This is a genomic window from Neotabrizicola paludis (assembly GCF_044142105.1).
Taxonomy (GTDB): domain Bacteria; phylum Pseudomonadota; class Alphaproteobacteria; order Rhodobacterales; family Rhodobacteraceae; genus Pseudogemmobacter.
Map to the genome: position 1 here is coordinate 368,564 of NZ_JBGTYM010000001.1, position 15,715 is coordinate 384,278.

General features: G+C 66.2%; 16 protein-coding genes. 9 read left to right on the plus strand and 7 right to left on the minus strand.

Annotated elements, in window-relative coordinates:
- Positions 1-34: 34 nt before the first annotated feature.
- The 3 genes from ACED67_RS01820 to surE are packed head-to-tail and all read right to left on the minus strand — an operon-like array spanning position 35 to position 2,754.
- Positions 35-1,228 carry a peptidoglycan DD-metalloendopeptidase family protein gene (locus ACED67_RS01820; RefSeq protein ID WP_395539787.1) on the minus strand — a complete coding sequence of 398 codons (1,194 nt, stop codon included), beginning with the start codon at positions 1,226-1,228 and terminating at the stop codon, positions 35-37.
- Between the two features lie 57 nt (positions 1,229-1,285).
- The gene (locus tag ACED67_RS01825; protein WP_395539789.1) at positions 1,286-1,972 is read right to left on the minus strand and encodes a protein-L-isoaspartate(D-aspartate) O-methyltransferase; all 687 of its coding nucleotides are present in this window, start codon (positions 1,970-1,972) and stop codon (positions 1,286-1,288) included.
- Complete coding sequence (gene surE / locus ACED67_RS01830) at positions 1,969-2,754, minus strand: 5'/3'-nucleotidase SurE (protein ID WP_395539790.1); 786 nt, start codon at positions 2,752-2,754, stop codon at positions 1,969-1,971. The genes ACED67_RS01825 and surE overlap by 4 nt, the downstream gene beginning before the upstream one ends.
- Positions 2,755-3,097: 343 nt before the next feature.
- Here surE and ACED67_RS01835 point away from each other — a divergent pair, with 343 nt between their 5' ends.
- Complete coding sequence (locus ACED67_RS01835) at positions 3,098-3,691, plus strand: TetR family transcriptional regulator (RefSeq protein WP_395539792.1); 594 nt, start codon at positions 3,098-3,100, stop codon at positions 3,689-3,691.
- Positions 3,692-3,948: 257 nt separating this feature from the next.
- On the opposite strand, the gene ACED67_RS01840 is transcribed toward ACED67_RS01835, so the two are convergent.
- Complete coding sequence (locus tag ACED67_RS01840; RefSeq protein ID WP_395539794.1) at positions 3,949-5,001, minus strand: PstS family phosphate ABC transporter substrate-binding protein; 1,053 nt, start codon at positions 4,999-5,001, stop codon at positions 3,949-3,951.
- Positions 5,002-5,181: 180 nt separating this feature from the next.
- Here ACED67_RS01840 and dusA point away from each other — a divergent pair, with 180 nt between their 5' ends.
- The gene (dusA, locus tag ACED67_RS01845) at positions 5,182-6,174 is read left to right on the plus strand and encodes a tRNA dihydrouridine(20/20a) synthase DusA (RefSeq protein ID WP_395539796.1); all 993 of its coding nucleotides are present in this window, start codon (positions 5,182-5,184) and stop codon (positions 6,172-6,174) included.
- A gap of 80 nt (positions 6,175-6,254) precedes the next feature.
- Positions 6,255-7,070 carry a sulfite exporter TauE/SafE family protein gene (locus ACED67_RS01850; protein WP_395539798.1) on the plus strand — a complete coding sequence of 272 codons (816 nt, stop codon included), beginning with the start codon at positions 6,255-6,257 and terminating at the stop codon, positions 7,068-7,070.
- A 96-nt stretch (positions 7,071-7,166) separates the two neighbouring features.
- Here ACED67_RS01850 and ACED67_RS01855 read toward each other — a convergent pair whose 3' ends face one another.
- The 3 genes from ACED67_RS01855 to ccmI are packed head-to-tail and all read right to left on the minus strand — an operon-like array spanning position 7,167 to position 9,117.
- Positions 7,167-7,406: a DUF1289 domain-containing protein gene (locus ACED67_RS01855; protein WP_395539800.1), complete on the minus strand. Its 240-nt coding sequence runs from the start codon at positions 7,404-7,406 to the stop codon at positions 7,167-7,169.
- Positions 7,403-7,888 (minus strand): Holliday junction resolvase RuvX, encoded by a 486-nt coding sequence (gene ruvX, locus ACED67_RS01860; RefSeq protein ID WP_395539802.1) that lies wholly within the window; start codon positions 7,886-7,888, stop codon positions 7,403-7,405. Before ruvX ends, ACED67_RS01855 begins: the two co-directional genes overlap by 4 nt.
- Positions 7,885-9,117 (minus strand): c-type cytochrome biogenesis protein CcmI, encoded by a 1,233-nt coding sequence (ccmI, locus tag ACED67_RS01865; protein WP_395539804.1) that lies wholly within the window; start codon positions 9,115-9,117, stop codon positions 7,885-7,887. The genes ruvX and ccmI overlap by 4 nt, the downstream gene beginning before the upstream one ends.
- A gap of 261 nt (positions 9,118-9,378) precedes the next feature.
- Here ccmI and ACED67_RS01870 point away from each other — a divergent pair, with 261 nt between their 5' ends.
- From ACED67_RS01870 to ACED67_RS01895, 6 genes are all read left to right on the plus strand, one after another.
- Entirely contained in the window at positions 9,379-10,626 is a 1,248-nt protein-coding gene (locus tag ACED67_RS01870; protein ID WP_395539805.1) for a sarcosine oxidase subunit beta family protein, read from the plus strand.
- 103 nt (positions 10,627-10,729) lie between these two features.
- On the plus strand, positions 10,730-11,083 hold the full coding sequence (locus ACED67_RS01875) for a hypothetical protein (RefSeq protein ID WP_395539806.1): 354 nt from the start codon (positions 10,730-10,732) through the stop codon (positions 11,081-11,083).
- 93 nt (positions 11,084-11,176) lie between these two features.
- A complete protein-coding gene (locus tag ACED67_RS01880; RefSeq protein ID WP_395539808.1) occupies positions 11,177-11,500 on the plus strand; it encodes a sarcosine oxidase subunit delta in 324 nt (107 codons plus the stop codon).
- On the plus strand, positions 11,497-14,508 hold the full coding sequence (locus tag ACED67_RS01885) for a sarcosine oxidase subunit alpha family protein (protein ID WP_395539810.1): 3,012 nt from the start codon (positions 11,497-11,499) through the stop codon (positions 14,506-14,508). Before ACED67_RS01880 ends, ACED67_RS01885 begins: the two co-directional genes overlap by 4 nt.
- Entirely contained in the window at positions 14,501-15,064 is a 564-nt protein-coding gene (locus ACED67_RS01890) for a sarcosine oxidase subunit gamma (RefSeq protein ID WP_395539812.1), read from the plus strand. The genes ACED67_RS01885 and ACED67_RS01890 overlap by 8 nt, the downstream gene beginning before the upstream one ends.
- Before the next feature lie 36 nt (positions 15,065-15,100).
- Positions 15,101-15,580: a hypothetical protein gene (locus ACED67_RS01895; protein ID WP_395539814.1), complete on the plus strand. Its 480-nt coding sequence runs from the start codon at positions 15,101-15,103 to the stop codon at positions 15,578-15,580.
- Positions 15,581-15,715 lie beyond the last annotated feature (135 nt).

Below are 15,715 nucleotides of genomic sequence, written 5' to 3' on the forward strand. Positions count from 1 at the left end.
AGGCTGCGGATGCGCTCGCGGCGCACCCAAAGCCTCATTTCAGGAAGGTCATCGGGTCGAGGCTGTCGACACCCTTGCGCACCTCGAAATGCAGGAAGGACGGGCTTGCCGCGCGTACCACGCCGATCTTCTGGCCGCGTTTGACGTTGTCGCCCTTCTTGACCGTCAGCCCATCGACCCCGGCATAGACCGTCAGCAGGTTGTCGGCATGGCGGATCACCACGATCTGCACCTGCTCGGTATCCTTGGTGATCGCGGCGACGGTGCCGCCCTCGGCGGCGACGACGGCTGAACCCGCTGCGGCGCCGATGTCGATGCCCTGGTTCTTTTTCTTGTCATAGCCGCGGATGATCGAACCCTGCGCCGGCATGGCGAGCCGCGTTGCAGAAGCGCCGGTCGCCTGCTTGCCCAGATCGGGCGAGGCTGGTGTGTCCTTGGGCTTCTGTGCCGCGGGCTGGGTCTTTTCGTCGGGCAGGGGTTCCTTGGCCGAGGGCGGCTCGGGCGTGGGGCTGCCGGCGCCGGGTTGGGTCGGCACCGGCTCGGGGTTCGGGGCCGGGGCGGTGGCGACCGGAATTATCAGGGTCTGACCTTCGCGCACCGTCAGATCGGCGTCGAGCCCGTTCCATTCGGCCAGCGCCTTGGCCGAGACATTGTAGGCCCGCGCGATGGTGAAGGCGGTCTCGCCGCGCGCGACCGTGTGGCGGACCGGCTCTTTGCCGCCGCCGGCGGCTGCGGGCGAAGCGGCGGGCGCGCCACTGCCGACGCTGTCAAGCGCCGTGGTCGCGATGGCGGTGATGTCGACCGGCCCGGCGGCGGCGCCCGCGACGGGTTGCGGGGCGGCAGAGACGCGGCTTGGCAGCAAGAGCAACTCGCCCGCGCGCAGCGGATCATTGACCTGCAAGGCATTGGCCCGGGCAACCTCGGCCGGGTTCAAGCTCAACCGCGCGGCCAGGCTGGCGACGGTTTCGCCGCGCCGCGCCTCGGCCAGTTGATAGCCGGGATAGGAGAGGATGCCATTGGCATCGGCGACGGGGCGTGAGGCGGTGGCCTGGCGCACCTCTTCCGATGTATTGCCCGCGCCACCGCGCAGATCCCAGTCGAACTTGTTGTTGCCGCCATTGACGCAGGCCGCGGCCAGCGTCAGGACCGATACGGCCAGCACGAGCCTGGGCAGCCGCGCCGCCTGGCCTTGGGTTCGGGTGCCCGGGAATACGGGGGAAATCGTCATCTGGTCCGCCTCTTGCCCTTGTCAGCCGCCCGGGTTGGCCCCGGCGTTGCGTTGAGTCTACTCATTCCCCAGCCCTTCGACCAGAGGAACGAAGCGCACCGGACGAAGTTCGTCATAGTCGAAACCGCGTTCGGTGCGGGTCACTTTGATCAGATGCTGCACCGCGTCCGACTGGCCGACCGGCAAGACCATGATTCCGCCGGGCTTCAATTGCTGCAACAAAGGCCCAGGGGGGTCTTCGGCGGCGGCGGTCACCAGGATGCGATCGAAGGGCGCCTGATCGGGAAGGCCGAAGGAGCCATCGGTCGTCATCGCGGTCACGTTGACCAGACCCAGGGCGGAAAACGTCTCTTGCGCCTCGCGCACCAGGCGTTTCCACCGGTCGACCGTATAGACCCTGCGCGCAAGCTGGGCAAGGATCGCGGCCTGATAGCCAGATCCGGTGCCGATCTCGAGCACGGTATCGCGGGGGCCAATGTTCAGCGCCTGGGTCATCAGCCCGACCACCGAAGGCTGGCTGATGGTCTGGCCGCAGGCGATGGGCAGCGGCATGTCCTCATAGGCGCGGGCGGCGAAGATGCCACGAACGAAGCGGCCGCGATCGACCTTTTCCATCGCGGTCAGCACACGGGCATCGGTCACCCCGCGCGAGCGCAGCGCGAAGAGGAAACGCATCTTTCGCTCGGCCAGCGTGGCCGGCAGATCGTCATCCCGCCCGTGGTCCTCGCCTGCGGGGCCGGTCATGCAAGCCTTTCCCGCAGATCGCCGATCAGGTCATGCGCGGTGAGATCGGCGCGCATGGGGGTGATGGCGATCTTGCCTTCAAGATTTGCCGCCACATCCGTGCCGGGCAGGGTGGGGCTGTGCTGCGGGCCGCCCTTGATCCACAGGAACTTGCGTCCCGAGGGCGAGATATGCGGCTCGACCGAGAAGGAACTGTCGCGGCGGAAGCCCTGCGGCGCGACGGCCATCCCGGTGACGGCGGCGGCGGCGATGGGCGGAAAGTTGACATTGTAAAAAAGCCGGTAGTCGTCATTGGTCCACAGGCCATGGTCGAGCAGGCGGCGCACGACTCCTGTGCCATGGGCGCGGGCGGCCTCGAACGGGTCGTCCAGGGCATCGGTTTCCCGCCCCATGAATTGCGACAGGGCGATGGCCGGGATGCCTTGCAGCGCGGCTTCCATCGCGCCGCCGATCGTGCCCGAATACAGCACGTTCTCGCCGGCATTGTTGCCGCGGTTGACGCCCGAAAGCACCAGATCGGGCTTGGCGCCCTGCAACACGTCATAGATCGCGGCCAGGACGCAATCGGCCGGGCTGCCCTCGGCGGCATAGCGGCGCGGGCCAAGCTGGGCGATCATCATCGGATGGGTGTAGCTGATGCAATGCCCGACGCCCGATTGCTCAAAGGCGGGGGCGACGGTCCAGACCTCGCCCTTGGGCCCGGCGATGGCAGTGGCGATTTCCTCGATCACTTGCAGGCCCGGCGCGTTGATGCCGTCGTCATTGGTGATGAGAATGCGCATACCGTCCCCGAAAAGGACCTGATTGTCCCAGTTTCTGCTTAGACGAGGCCAGCGCGGGCTTCAAGCATTGCAAGGGATTTTCAGGGCGTTTGTCCCTTTGGCGCCCGCTGCGCGGCAGGAGGGCACAACTCGCACTGCCCTGCCTTCGCGTCACGCCAGCCCGGCCAGACCAGGTTTGGCTGGTCCCTTCTGCCGGAGGGACCATACCATCGTATGGGCCATACGTGCGGCCGGTCCGTACGAGCACGGGCGCGGGTGGACGGCAAGCGGTTAACCTTGCCGCAAGGTCTATCAGGTCAAGATCGGCCCTTGGGTCTGGCACAGCTGATCGAAAGGGCCGGAAATGCGATTGGTGCGGCAACTCGGGCGGGAAGACTGGATCGCGGCCGGGGCGGCGGCGCTGGCAACACGCGGGGCACCCGGATTTCGCGTTGAAGCGGTGGCGCGATCTCTGGGCGTATCGAAAGGGTCCTTCTACTGGCATTTTCGCGACCGCAATGCCTGGCGCGACGCAGTGCTTGCCTGGTGGGAGCATCGCATCTACGCGATCATGGTCCTTGCGCATCGTTGCAACGCGGAGGCCAAGCAAGCAATGCAGGGCCGCGACCTTCATCATTGCAGTGATGGATCGTCGCGGGCCGGTCCCCGGCGACGGAGCCGCGCCGGATCAGATCCGGGCCAGGAGCCAGGAGTGCAGGGCTCCGATGTCGTGCCGGTGGGCCTGGAGTGCGCGCTGCGTCTTTGGGCGCGCGAGGATATTGGCGTGGCGCTTTGCCTGCAGCGTATCGCCGCGGAGCGGCGGCGTAGCGCGACAGGTGCAAGCGCTGCGCCCGCGCCGCCCCGGGCTGAGTCTTCTGTCCCTTCGGTGGCAGCCCCGACCGCAGACGCTGCGCCAGAGACAAGCCGTGCAGGCGACACGCCGGGACTGGCCGCCTGACGGGAGGTCTTCCGCCGCCGGCTGCCGCCTCGATGGGCCTGAAGGGGCGCGAAGGGGCAAGGCCGGGAGGAGATTCCCCAAGACGCGAAGCGATGCCGACGCATCTTCGTGACAGCGGATCGGCGCGGCGTCGGGGGCTGCGGGTCAGGGGCGCAATGCGCAGCCGGTTGCCGGATCGCGCCAGCGCCATAGCGATCCCGCAAAAGAAGAAGGGCGCCCGCAAGGGACGCCCTTTCCGACAGGGAGTGTCGGGACGCTTATTGCAGCGGGCCCATCGGGGTTTCCGCCGCAACCGCCGCCTGGGTCGCCGCCAGTTCCGGGTCCGAGACAAGGCCGTAGGCCGCAAGCGGGCCTTCCGGGCCAGCCATGTCATCCGACACGAAGAACTCGATGTATTCCTTCAGGCCGGGGATCACGCCCAGATGCGCCTTCTTGACGTAGAAGTAGAGCGGGCGCGAGACCGGGTAGTCGCCCGAGGCGATCGCCTCGACCGAGGGAACGACGCCCGACATGGTCGCGACTTTCAGCTTGTCGGTATTGTTCTGATAGAAGGCCAGGCCGAAGACGCCGACGGCATTCTTGTCAGCATCCAGACGCGCCAGGGTCTCGGTATAGTCGCCGTCGATATCGACCGACTTGCCGTCCTTGCGCAGCTCAAGGCACATCTTCTTGGCCGCAGAGGTTTTTTCCTTGTCGTCCGCGCCTTCGGCTGTCGCCTTGAACAGATCCAGCGCGCCGGTGGCCTCGCAGCCGGCTTCCAGCACCTTCTGGTCGAAAACTTCACGGGTGCCGTGCTTGGTGCCGGGGATGAACATCAGGATGTTCTGGGCCGGCAGGGCCGCGTTCACGTCGGCCCAGGTGGCAGCGGCATTGTCGACCAGAGCGCCATCCTTGGCGACCTTGGCGCCGAGGGCTGCGTAGATATCGGCGGGGGTGAAGGCGAAGTCTGCGCCGTTCACATCCGAAGCGAAGACGATGCCGTCATAGCCGATGCGGACTTCCATGATCTCGTCCACGCCATTGGATTTGCACAGATCGATGTCCGATTGCGAGATGCGCGACGAGGAGTTCGCGATGTCGACCGTGTTTTCGCCCACGCCTTCGCAAAGCTTCTTGCGGCCGGCGCCTGAACCGCCACCTTCGACGACGGGGCTGGGGAAGTCGAAGTTCTCGCCAAAGGCTTCGGCGACGATCGTGGCATAGGGCAGCACGGTCGAGGAACCGGTGATCTGGATCTGGTCGCGGGCCTCGGCGGCGGTGGCAGCGGCCACGAGCGCAAGCGCCGAGACGGTGAATTTCACGGATTTCATGGATCACTCCTGGGTGTCAGGGCCGGCGAGTCGGCCTGGGGCAGGGGATAGGACGGTTCTGTGACGTGAGCCTTGCAGATTTGTAACAAGGACATGACGACCGATAATTTCTGCCGGGCTGGAAATTCCGCGGGGTTTGCGCTAGGCAGTCCGCCTTCCCTGACCCCGAGGTCCGCCCCCGTGACGCCGATCGTCGACAGTCATCGCCTTTCCGTCGCCCCGATGATGGACTGGACCGATCGTCATTGCCGGTATTTCCACCGGCTGATGACGCACCGGGCGATGTTGTACACCGAAATGGTCACCGCGCCCGCCGTTCTGCACGGGCCGAAACCGCGGTTGCTGGACTATAGCGCTGCCGAACATCCGGTCGCGCTGCAACTGGGCGGGTCTGATCCGGTTGATCTTGCGCAAGCCGTGCGCATCGCGCGGGACTGGCGCTATGACGAGGTGAACCTGAATTGCGGATGTCCGTCGGACCGGGTGCAGTCCGGCTGTTTCGGCGCGGTGCTGATGCAGCAACCGCGGCTTGTGGCCGATTGCGTGAAGGCGATGCAGGATCAGGCCGATGTGCCGGTGACGGTGAAATGCCGGATCGGGGTCGACGATCAGAACCCCGAAGAGGCCCTGCCGCAGTTTCTTGAGGCCATGGTCGCGGCAGGGGTGCGCCATGTGGTGATCCATGCCCGCAAAGCCTGGCTCCAGGGCCTGTCGCCGAAAGAGAACCGCGAGATCCCGCCGCTGGATTATCCGCTGGTTCTGGCGATGAAGCGGCAGTTTCCCGAGCTGACGATCTGTCTCAATGGCGGCGTGACCTCGCTTGCGCAGGTGCGCGAGTTGTTGTCCTCGGGCCTGGACGGGGTGATGCTGGGCCGGGCCGCCTATCACGATCCGGGCGCTGTCCTGATCGGCGCGGACAGGCTTTGGGGGCTGGACCATGCGCCTACGCGGATCGATGTGGTGCGCGCGATGATCCCCTATGTCGAGGCCCATCTGGCGGCTGGCGGACGGCTGCATCAGATCACCCGGCACATGCTGGGCCTGTTCCATGGCCTGCCCGGTGCCCGCGGCTGGCGGCAGGTTCTGTCGACCGAGGGCACGCGCGAGGATGCGGGTGTGGCAGAGCTTCTTGCGGCGCTGGCCCGCATCGAGGGTGCGGCAGAAGCGGCCTGACGGCCCGAGACGCGCCGGCTCTGGCCTTTGCCGTCCTCATCGGCTTTAAGGCGCCCGACCCAAGACGCGGAGCGCAGACCATGGCCGAAATCCTGTCCCATTGGCAGATGATCCTTGCCCTTGTCGCGATCGGCGGATTCGCGGGCGTGGTCGGCGGCCTGCTGGGGGTCGGCGGCGGCATCGTTCTGGTGCCCGCCTTCTTCTACTGTTTTGACGCGCTGGGGTATGGCGGCGGCCAGATCATGCAGGTCTGCGTCGCGACATCGCTGGCCACGATCGTCGTCACCTCGTTGCGATCTGTCGCCTCGCACAACCGGAAGGGCGCGGTCGACTGGGCTGTGTTGAAAAGCTGGGGGCCGTGGCTGGTGATTTCGGCCGCGATCGGTGTGTTTGTCGCGGCGCGCGTGTCGTCGCAGGCCTTGCAGGCGGTGTTCGGCGTGCTGGCGGGTCTTGCCGGGCTTTGGATGGCCTTTGGCCGGGACAGCGCGCGTCTGGGCGCCGCGATGCCGGGCGAGCCCTTGCGCGGGGCCCTGGCTTCGGCCGTCGGCTTCTGCTCGGCGATGATGGGGATTGGCGGCGGCACGTTCGGCGTGCCGCTGATGACGCTGTTCTCGATGCCGATCCATCGGGCGGTCGCCACGGCCTCGGGCTTCGGCGTCCTGATCGCGGTGCCCGCGGTGGCGGGCTTCCTGCTGGTGCCGGCCGAAGGCGCGCCGCCCTATACGCTGGGGGCGGTGAACGGGCCGGCCTTTCTGGTGGTGATCGGAACGACGCTGCTGACCACGCCCTGGGGGGTGAAGCTGGCCCATGCGATGAACCCCAAGCCCCTGAAGCGCGCCTTCGCGGTCTTCCTGACGCTGGTCGCGCTGAACATGCTGCGCAAGGTCTTCCTGTAAGGCCGGACGCTCTGTGGAGAGGCGTTAGGCATGACGAAGCGCCATGAGCTTCATCCTGTGCGGAGGGATTTCAGGGCGCGCGGAGACCCCAGCGGATCAGCCGTCACGCCGTTCCAGACGGGCGGCCCTTCCCCCGCGGCGTTGGGTCAGCTGCGATTTGCGGGCCGGCAACTGGGTCATCACGGCGATGCGTTCGTCAGAGGTCATCTGCGACCAGCGCGCGATCTCATCGAGGCTGCGGTGGCAGCCGACGCAGATGCGGGCTTCGGGATGGACCACGCACAGCTTGATGCAGGGGCTCTGCACCTCGTCGCGCTTCCAGATATCGTCCTTCACGATCCGGCCCGATCCTCATCCATCCGCGCCAGCCGATCCAGCGCGCCTTGCAGAATGTAGCCCGCCGCCACGGCGTCAATCACCTCTTTGCGACGTTTGCGCGACGTATCCGCCTCTAGGAGCGCCCGTTCCGCCGCGACGGTCGAGAGGCGTTCATCCCAATAGGTGATCGGCAGGGGCGAGAGTTTTTCCAGATTGCGGGCAAAGGCGCGGGTCGATTGCACGCGCGGACCTTCGCTGCCATCCATGTTCAGGGGCAGGCCAAGGATGATGCCGCAGACCTCGCGCGTGGTCAGAATTTCCAGAAGTGCGGCGGCATCCTGGGTGAATTTCACCCGGCGAATGACGGTCGCGGGCGTGGCGACCGAGCGACGCAGGTCCGACAGGGCGACGCCGATGGTCTTCTCGCCCAAGTCCAGCCCGGCCAGCGCGCCCGCGCGCGGCAGGAGGGGGGCAAGATCTTCCAGCCCGGCGCAGATCACGGTGCGATCCCGGCGGCAAGCGCGGCCTCGTTGAGCGTCGCGAGCGGTCCTTGCTGGCCGGCAAATATCTCGCGGGCCTTGGCCAGCGTGGCCTTGGCTTCGTCCATGCGGCCAAGTGCGGTCTGAGCGGTGATGAGCTGGGCGTATTCTTCCGGCCTTCCGCCCTGGGTGGCAAGGCGGTCAGCGAGCTGCTGCACCATGCCCTCGATCATCGCCTGACGGTCTTCGGCGCTCATGTCCTGCGCGGCGGCGACATCCGCGCCCGTGGGACCCTTCAGGGGGGGGAGGGAGAAGGGAATGCCCGCCAGACTCGCGACCTCTTCGATCTGGGCACGCAGCGGGCCAAGCCAGGGCGCATCGGCAGCGCTGTCCTCCAGCAGGGGGCCCCACAACGCCATCGCGCGGTCGAAGCGGCCACCCTGGCTGAACATCAGCCCGGCATAATAGCGGGCGAGGCCGTTCTTCGGATCGATCTGGAGCGCACGGAACAGCTGCTGCTCGGCCTCAGGGCTGACATAGCCCTGGGCCTGGGTGATCAGGATTTCGGCAAGGGCGGCATGGTCATCGGCGCTGGCCTTGTCGGCCTTGACCGCGATCAGCCGGGTCTGCGCCGCGAGGGCGGCATCAAAATTGCCAAGCGCCGCTTCGTTTCGCGCGAGGAGATCGAGGCCGCGCAGATCGGTCGCGGTGGCGGGGTCGACGGCGTCGCGCAGCTTCTCCATCAGCGCTGTGAATTCGGCATCGGGCTGGGGCAGGGCGGGGGCGGGCAGGCGGGCGACCCAGTCGGCCTGGCTGGGCCGGGTTTGCATCGCGGCGTCGGCCTCGGCCAGACGTTCGGCGATGGGCAGGTCGGGATAGCCGGGCAGGCCGATGCGGTTGTACAGCACGACCGCCCCCGCCACGGCCAGCGCGATCAGGCCGGCCGCGATCCAGCCGCCCGCAGCGCCAGTGGCCGCAGTCGTGCCTTGCTTGCGGTCGGCTTCGAGCAGGCGGCGGGCGATTTCGGTGCGGGTGCGCTGCGCTTCAGAGGCATCCAGCGTGCCGCGGGCAAGATCGCGATCCACCTCGGCCAATTGATCTCGATAGACCTGGATATCCTGGGCGCGGCCGGTTTGGTCGGCGGTCCCTGCCGTCGCTGCGGCACGGGCGCGCAGACTGGACGCGATCAACAGCGCGGCAACGCCCAGAGACAGAAGCGCGGCGATCGACCAGAAGGCCATGTTTTCCATCGTCCTGCCCTCGCGGCCCCGGTTCCGCCCTGATCTATAGGCTGCAGGCCGTCAGCAAAAGGGCCCATTCGCCGCAGGCCCGTGGGGGATACCAGCCGATGTCGGACCAGAGCGGGTCATGTCGCATTTATCCCGATTGTGCCGCGCCAAGGCCGGGTTATAAACAGGTCCCGTTCCATGACAGGGCAGGCAGGGGCGCGGTTCGCGACTCTGTCCCAAGACGCGGCCGCCCGCGTCCCTCAGCGACCCGGAGGTTTCAGGATGAAGCGCTATTCGGTTTTTGCCATCGCCCGCGAGGCCATGCGCTATCACACCGGCTGGGAGCGCGCTTGGCGCAGCCCCGAGCCGAAGAAGCACTATGACGCGATTATCGTGGGGGCGGGTGGCCATGGTCTGGCGACGGCCTATTACCTGGGCAAGAACCACGGCATCAAGAATGTCGCGATCCTCGAAAAAGGCTGGCTGGGCGGCGGCAATACTGGCCGCAACACCACGATCATCCGCTCGAACTATCTGCAGGATCCTTCGGCCGCGATCTATGACAAGGCGCTTCAGCTGTACGAGACGCTGAGCCAGGATCTGAACTATAACGTGATGTTCAGCCCGCGCGGCCTTCTGATGCTGGCACAGACCCATCATGAGGTGCGCGGCTATCAGCGCACGGTCCATGCCAATACCCTGCAAGGCGTCGCGACCGAATGGATCGATGCAAAGCGGGTCAAGCAGCTTGTCCCGATCATGAATATTGAGGGGCCGCGCTATCCGGTGCTTGGCGCGCTGTATCAGGCGCGGGGCGGCACGGCGCGGCATGACGCGGTGGCCTGGGGCTATGCGCGGGCCTGCTCCGATATGGGCATGGACATCATCCAGAATTGCGAGGTCAAGGGCGTGACCTCGGAAAACGGCGTGGTCACCGGGGTCGACACGACCAGGGGCTATATCGGCTGCAAGAAGCTGGGTATCGTGGTCGCGGGCCATTCGGGCCAATTGGCCGAAATGGCGGGCTTCCGCCTGCCGCTCGAGGCGGTGGCATTGCAAGCCATGGTGTCGGAGCCGATCAAGCCCTGCCTTGACGTGGTGGTCATGGCCAACACGGTGCATGGCTATATGTCGCAATCCGACAAGGGTGAACTTGTCATTGGCGGCGGCACGGACGGGTTCAACAATTTCACCCAGCGCGGGTCATGGCATCATATCGAGGAAACCCTGCGCGCGCTGATCGAGACTTTCCCGATGATCAGCCGCCTCAAGATGCTGCGGCAATGGGGCGGGATCGTCGACATGACCGGCGATCGGTCGCCCCTGATCTCGAAGACGCCGCTGGGCAATTGCTTCATCGATTGCGGCTGGGGCACGGGCGGGTTCAAGGCGATCCCGGGTTCGGGCTGGGCGATGGCCGATCTGATGGCGCGGGGCGAACCTGGGCCGCTGGCGGCGGAATTCAGCATGTGGCGCTTCAAGGAAGGCCAGTTCATCGACGAATCCGTCGCGGCGGGTGTGGCCCACTGATGCGCGGGTTTCGGCGGATATCTGCCATGCGGCGGGCCTGCGGGAACCGTTCGGACGGGCAGGTGTTGGTGGTGCAGATGTCATTCTGCACGGAGACAGTCACATGTCCGACCATACGAACCACAACACCTATGTCCGTGACACCGTCCGCGAAGTGCCGAGCACCTCGTCCAGCGGCGGTTCGACGGCCTTCATCCTTGGCGCCCTTGCGGTTGCCATTCTTGTCATCGTCTGGGCCGTCCTCTCGGGCGCCGATGCCCCCGCGCCGAGCGGCACCGCACCGACTGACACCAACAATGTCACCATCGAAGCCCCGGCTGCACCCGACGCCGCTGCCCCGGTTGAAACCGCTCCGGCGCCAGATGCTGCGGCTCCTGTCGAGACCGCTCCGGCCGCTCCTGAAGCTGCCCCGGCCGACGGCGGCACCGAACCTGCCGCTCCGCCGGCCAGCAACTGATCTGACGATTCATAGCGTTTCCGCGCTTTCGGGCGGGTGGCTTCGGCTGCCCGCCCTTTTCCATGTCCAAACCGCACCGACGGAGGTCCGCCCATGCTGATCCTGGAATGCCCCTGTTGCGGGGTGAAGGCCGAGGAGACCGAGCTGGCGCCCGGCGGCGAGGCCCATCTGAAACGCTTCGGTCCGGGCTCTTCGCCTGAAGAGTTCGAGGATTACATGTTCGCCCGCAAGAACCCCAAGGGCGTGCATTTCGAACGCTGGCGCCATGCCTATGGCTGCGGCAAGTGGTTCCTGGCGGCGCGTTGTACGGCCACGCTCGAGGTGTTCGGCACCTACCCGGCGCAGGTCTCCGAACCGCCTGCCGAACTGATAGAGAAGATCAAGGCGAAACGGCCAGAGTGGAAGGGCTGGAAATGAGCACGCGTCTGGCAAAGGGCGGGCGGTTGATCGACCGCAGCGCCGCGATGGATTTCACCTTCAACGGCAAGCGCATGCGTGGCTTCCGGGGCGATACGCTGGCGGCGGCCCTCTTGGCCAATGACCAGATGCTTGTCGGGCGCAGCTTCAAGTATCACCGCCCGCGCGGCATCGTCGCCAGCGGTGCGGAAGAGCCGAACGCGCTGGTCAACATGGGCGCGGGCGGCCGGTTCGAGCCGAACCAGCGCAGCACCACGACGGAATTGTTCGACGGGCTGGCGGCGGCGAGCCAGAACCACTTCCCCAGCCTGGACTTCGACGTGGGAGTGTTGAACAACTATGCCGCGCGCTTCCTGCCTGCGGGTTTCTATTACAAGACCTTCATCCATCCGCGTGCGTTCTGGAAACATGTCTTCGAGCCCGTCATCCGCCGCTCGGCCGGTCTGGGCAAGGCCCCGACCGAGGCCGATGCCGACCGCTATGAACAGGCCTATGCCCATTGCGACCTGCTGGTCGTGGGCGGTGGCATCGCGGGTCTGCAGGCGGCGCGGGTTGCCGCGGCCTCGGGTGCGAAGGTGATGGTGCTCGAGCAATCGCCGCATTGGGGCGGCCGCGCGCCGGTCGATGGGGATGTGATCGATGGCGCCCCGGCGGAAGCCTGGATCAACTCCACGCTTCAAGCTCTTGGCACGATGGAGAATGTGACGCTCAAGGCACGCTGCATGGCGGCGGGGGTCTATGACCACGGCTATGTGCTGGCCGAAGAGCGGATCGCGGACCATACGCCGGGCGACGGTCGGCCGAAGAAGCGCCTCTGGCGCATTCGGGCGGCCAAGATCGTCGCCGCGACTGGCGCGATCGAGCGGCCCTTGTCTTTCGCGGGCAATGACCTGCCGGGCGTGATGCTGGCGGGCGCGGTGCGCGACTATGTGGTGAACTGGGCGGTCTCGCCGGGCGATCGCACGGTTGTGGTGACCAATAATGACGATGCCTATCGCACGGCGATCGCTCTGAAGGAGGCCGGGCTTGAGGTCGCCGCAGTGATCGACGCGCGCGTGCAGGTCACTGGGGCGCTGCCCGCCAAGGCGCGCGCCCTGGGCATCCCGATCCATGCGGGCAAGGCCGTGATCAAGGTCAAGGGCGGCAAGCGTGTGACCGGTGTCGCCCTCGGCCTGCAGGCCGGAGAGGGCGCGGTTCTGGAAGAGATTGCCTGTGACGCTGTCGCCATGTCGGGCGGCTGGTCCCCTGTCGTCCACCTGTGGAGCCATTGCGGCGGCAAGCTGACCTGGGATCGCAAGCACGCGATGTTCCGCCCCGATCCGGCCCGCCCGCCGCTGACTCATGACGGCAGCGCGATGGTTCTGGCCGCCGGTGCCGCCAATGGCGCGATGACGGGGGCCGAGGCCCTGGCCGATGCTGTCGAGACCGGGCTTGCCGCGGTCAAGGCGCTGGGGCGCAAAGGGGGCACCTCGCCGCTTGGCCGTGGCGAGGCGGTCGAAGAGGCGCCGATGGAGCCGGTCTGGATCATGCCGCAGGGCGCGGGTCCGGCGCTGAAGGCGAAGATGTGGCTCGACTACCAGAATGACGTGAAGGTCAGCGACGTGCAGCTTGCCGCGCGCGAAGGCTATGAAAGCGTCGAGCATACCAAGCGCTATACGACGCTGGGCATGGCGACCGATCAGGGCAAACTGTCGAACATCAACGGTCTGGCCATTCTGGCCGGGGCGCGGGCCGAAGACATTCCCGCCGTCGGCACCACCACCTTCCGCCCGCCCTATACGCCCGTGACGCTGGGCGCGCTGGCGGGCGAAGCGCGGGGCGATATTTTCCAACCGCTGCGCCGCACGCCGATCCAAGGGTGGCACGAGGCGCAGGGGGCCTATCTGGAACCGGTGGGCCTGTGGCGTCGGCCCTATTGCTATCCGCGCTCGGGCGAGACCCATGCCCAGGCCGTGCACCGGGAAATCCTGAACGTGCGGCAGAATGCCGGGCTGCTGGACGCCTCGACCCTGGGCAAGATCATCGTCAAGGGGCCGGATGCGGGCCGCTTCCTCGACATGCTTTACACCAATGTCATGTCCTCGCTGCCGGTCGGCAAATGCCGTTACGGGCTGATGTGCAACGAGCAGGGCTTCCTGTCGGACGACGGCGTCGTCGTGCGTCTGGCCGAGGATACCTGGCTTTGCCACACCACCTCGGGCGGGGCGGACCGCATTCACGGCTGGATGGAAGACTGGCTGCAATGCGAATGGTGGGACTGGAAGGTCTTCACCGCCAATGTGACCGAGCAATATGCCCAGATCGCGGTGGCCGGACCGAAGGCGCGGCTGGTGCTGGAGGCGCTGGGGGGCATTGATGTGTCGAAAGAGGCGCTGCCCTTCATGACTTTCGTGGAAGGCCAGCTGGATGGCGTGCCGGTGCGGGTCCACCGCATCTCCTTCTCGGGCGAATTGTCCTATGAGATCGCGGTCCCGGCCAGCCATGGCCGCGCGCTTTGGGACAAGCTTCTGGCGGCGGGCGCGGCGCATGGCGTGGCGCCCTATGGCACCGAGGCGATGCATGTGATGCGGGCCGAGAAGGGCTTCATCATGATCGGCGACGAAACCGATGGCACGGTGATCCCGCAGGATCTGGGCCTCGACTGGGCGATCTCGAAGAAGAAGGCCGATTACCTCGGCAAGCGCGGGCAGGAGCGAACCTATCTGGCCAGCCCCGACCGCTGGAAGCTGGTGGGCTTCGAGACGCTGGACGGGTCGGTCATCGCCGATGGGGCCTATGTTCCGGCGGCGGGGATGAACGCCAATGGCCAGCGCAATGTGCAGGGCCGGGTCACCTCGACCTATCATTCGCCGACCCTGGGCAAGGGCATCGCCATGGGCCTGTTGTACAAGGGTCCGGCGCGGATGGGCGAAGTGGTGGAGTTCACCGCCGAAGGGGGCGGCACGGTCAAGGCGCGGGTGGTGAACCCGGTCTTCTACGATCCCAAGGGGGAGAAGCAGGATGTCTGATCCGGTCTCGGCGCTGGGTGGCGCCAGCTATGACGGTTTCGCCGCGGTGCGCGAGCTTGGTCCCTGGGGCATGATCACGCTGCGGGCCAAGCCGGGCACCAAGGGGCTTGATAAGGCCGTGAAGGCGGCGGTGGGCCTGAGCCTGCCCGCCGCGCGGCAGATGGTCTGGGATGGCCCTGCCTCCGGTGGCCGTGGCGTCGGCTGGATGAGCCCGGACGAATATCTGCTGATCCTGCCCTATGCCCAAGTCGCAACCGCGATGGCCGCGCTGGAGGCGGGGCTGAAGGGCCAGCATTTCCTGGCCGCCGATGTCTCGGATGCCCGCTGCGTCTTCCATGTCGCTGGTGCCAAGGCCGATCAGGTATTGCGCAAGCTGACGCCCGCCGATCTGGACGCGCTGGCACCGGGCGAATTGCGCCGCTCGCGTCTGGCACAGGCCGCGGCGGCGTTCTGGGCGGCGGAGGGCGGCTATACAGTCGTCGCCTTCCGTTCGGTCGCGGGCTATGTGATGGGGCTCCTGAGCCATTCCGCCCAACCGGGATCGGAATTGGGTTGACGGAACGGGTTTTCTTCAAGCAGACGTCAAGCGGCAATGAACCGCTTGACGGAATCGCCGGACTTTCCAATGGTCGGTTCCAGGCCAGTTGTGAAAGGTAGCCCCATGTCCTTGCGTCGCTTGTTTGCCCTGTTGCTGGTTGCCTCTTTCGCAACCCCGGTTTTCGCCCAGCCCGTCGTTTACAAATGCAAGACGCAAACAGGCGAGGTAAACACTTGGATTCCCCCGGAAACCTATGTGACGCATGATCCCGAAAAAGGCGAGGCCGTGGCGGTCGACGGGGTGTTGCAGAAATTTCTTGGCGGACCGCAGCCGGTCACGATCGAAACCGACAATGCCAAACGCACGACCTTTATGTGGAAGGTAAAGATTCGCAATCGGTCGATGCAATACACCACGATGGTTTACCGGCTGACAGTGATGAAGGCCGATCTTCAGGCCACATTCTCGGCCAATCCGGCCGGATATAGCAACCAGTTCAACGCGAATGGCAAATGCCAGAAGGTGAAGGCCTGATCGGGCGGCGACCAGCGGCCACGGTGCGGCGGTTGCTCGGCGGGAACCTGTATCTCAGTTGAAGGTTAACCCGTGCAGCGGCGCTTGCAGGGTTGACCTTGGCCCTGTGAAGGCCCTTATTCACCCTCAGCCCAT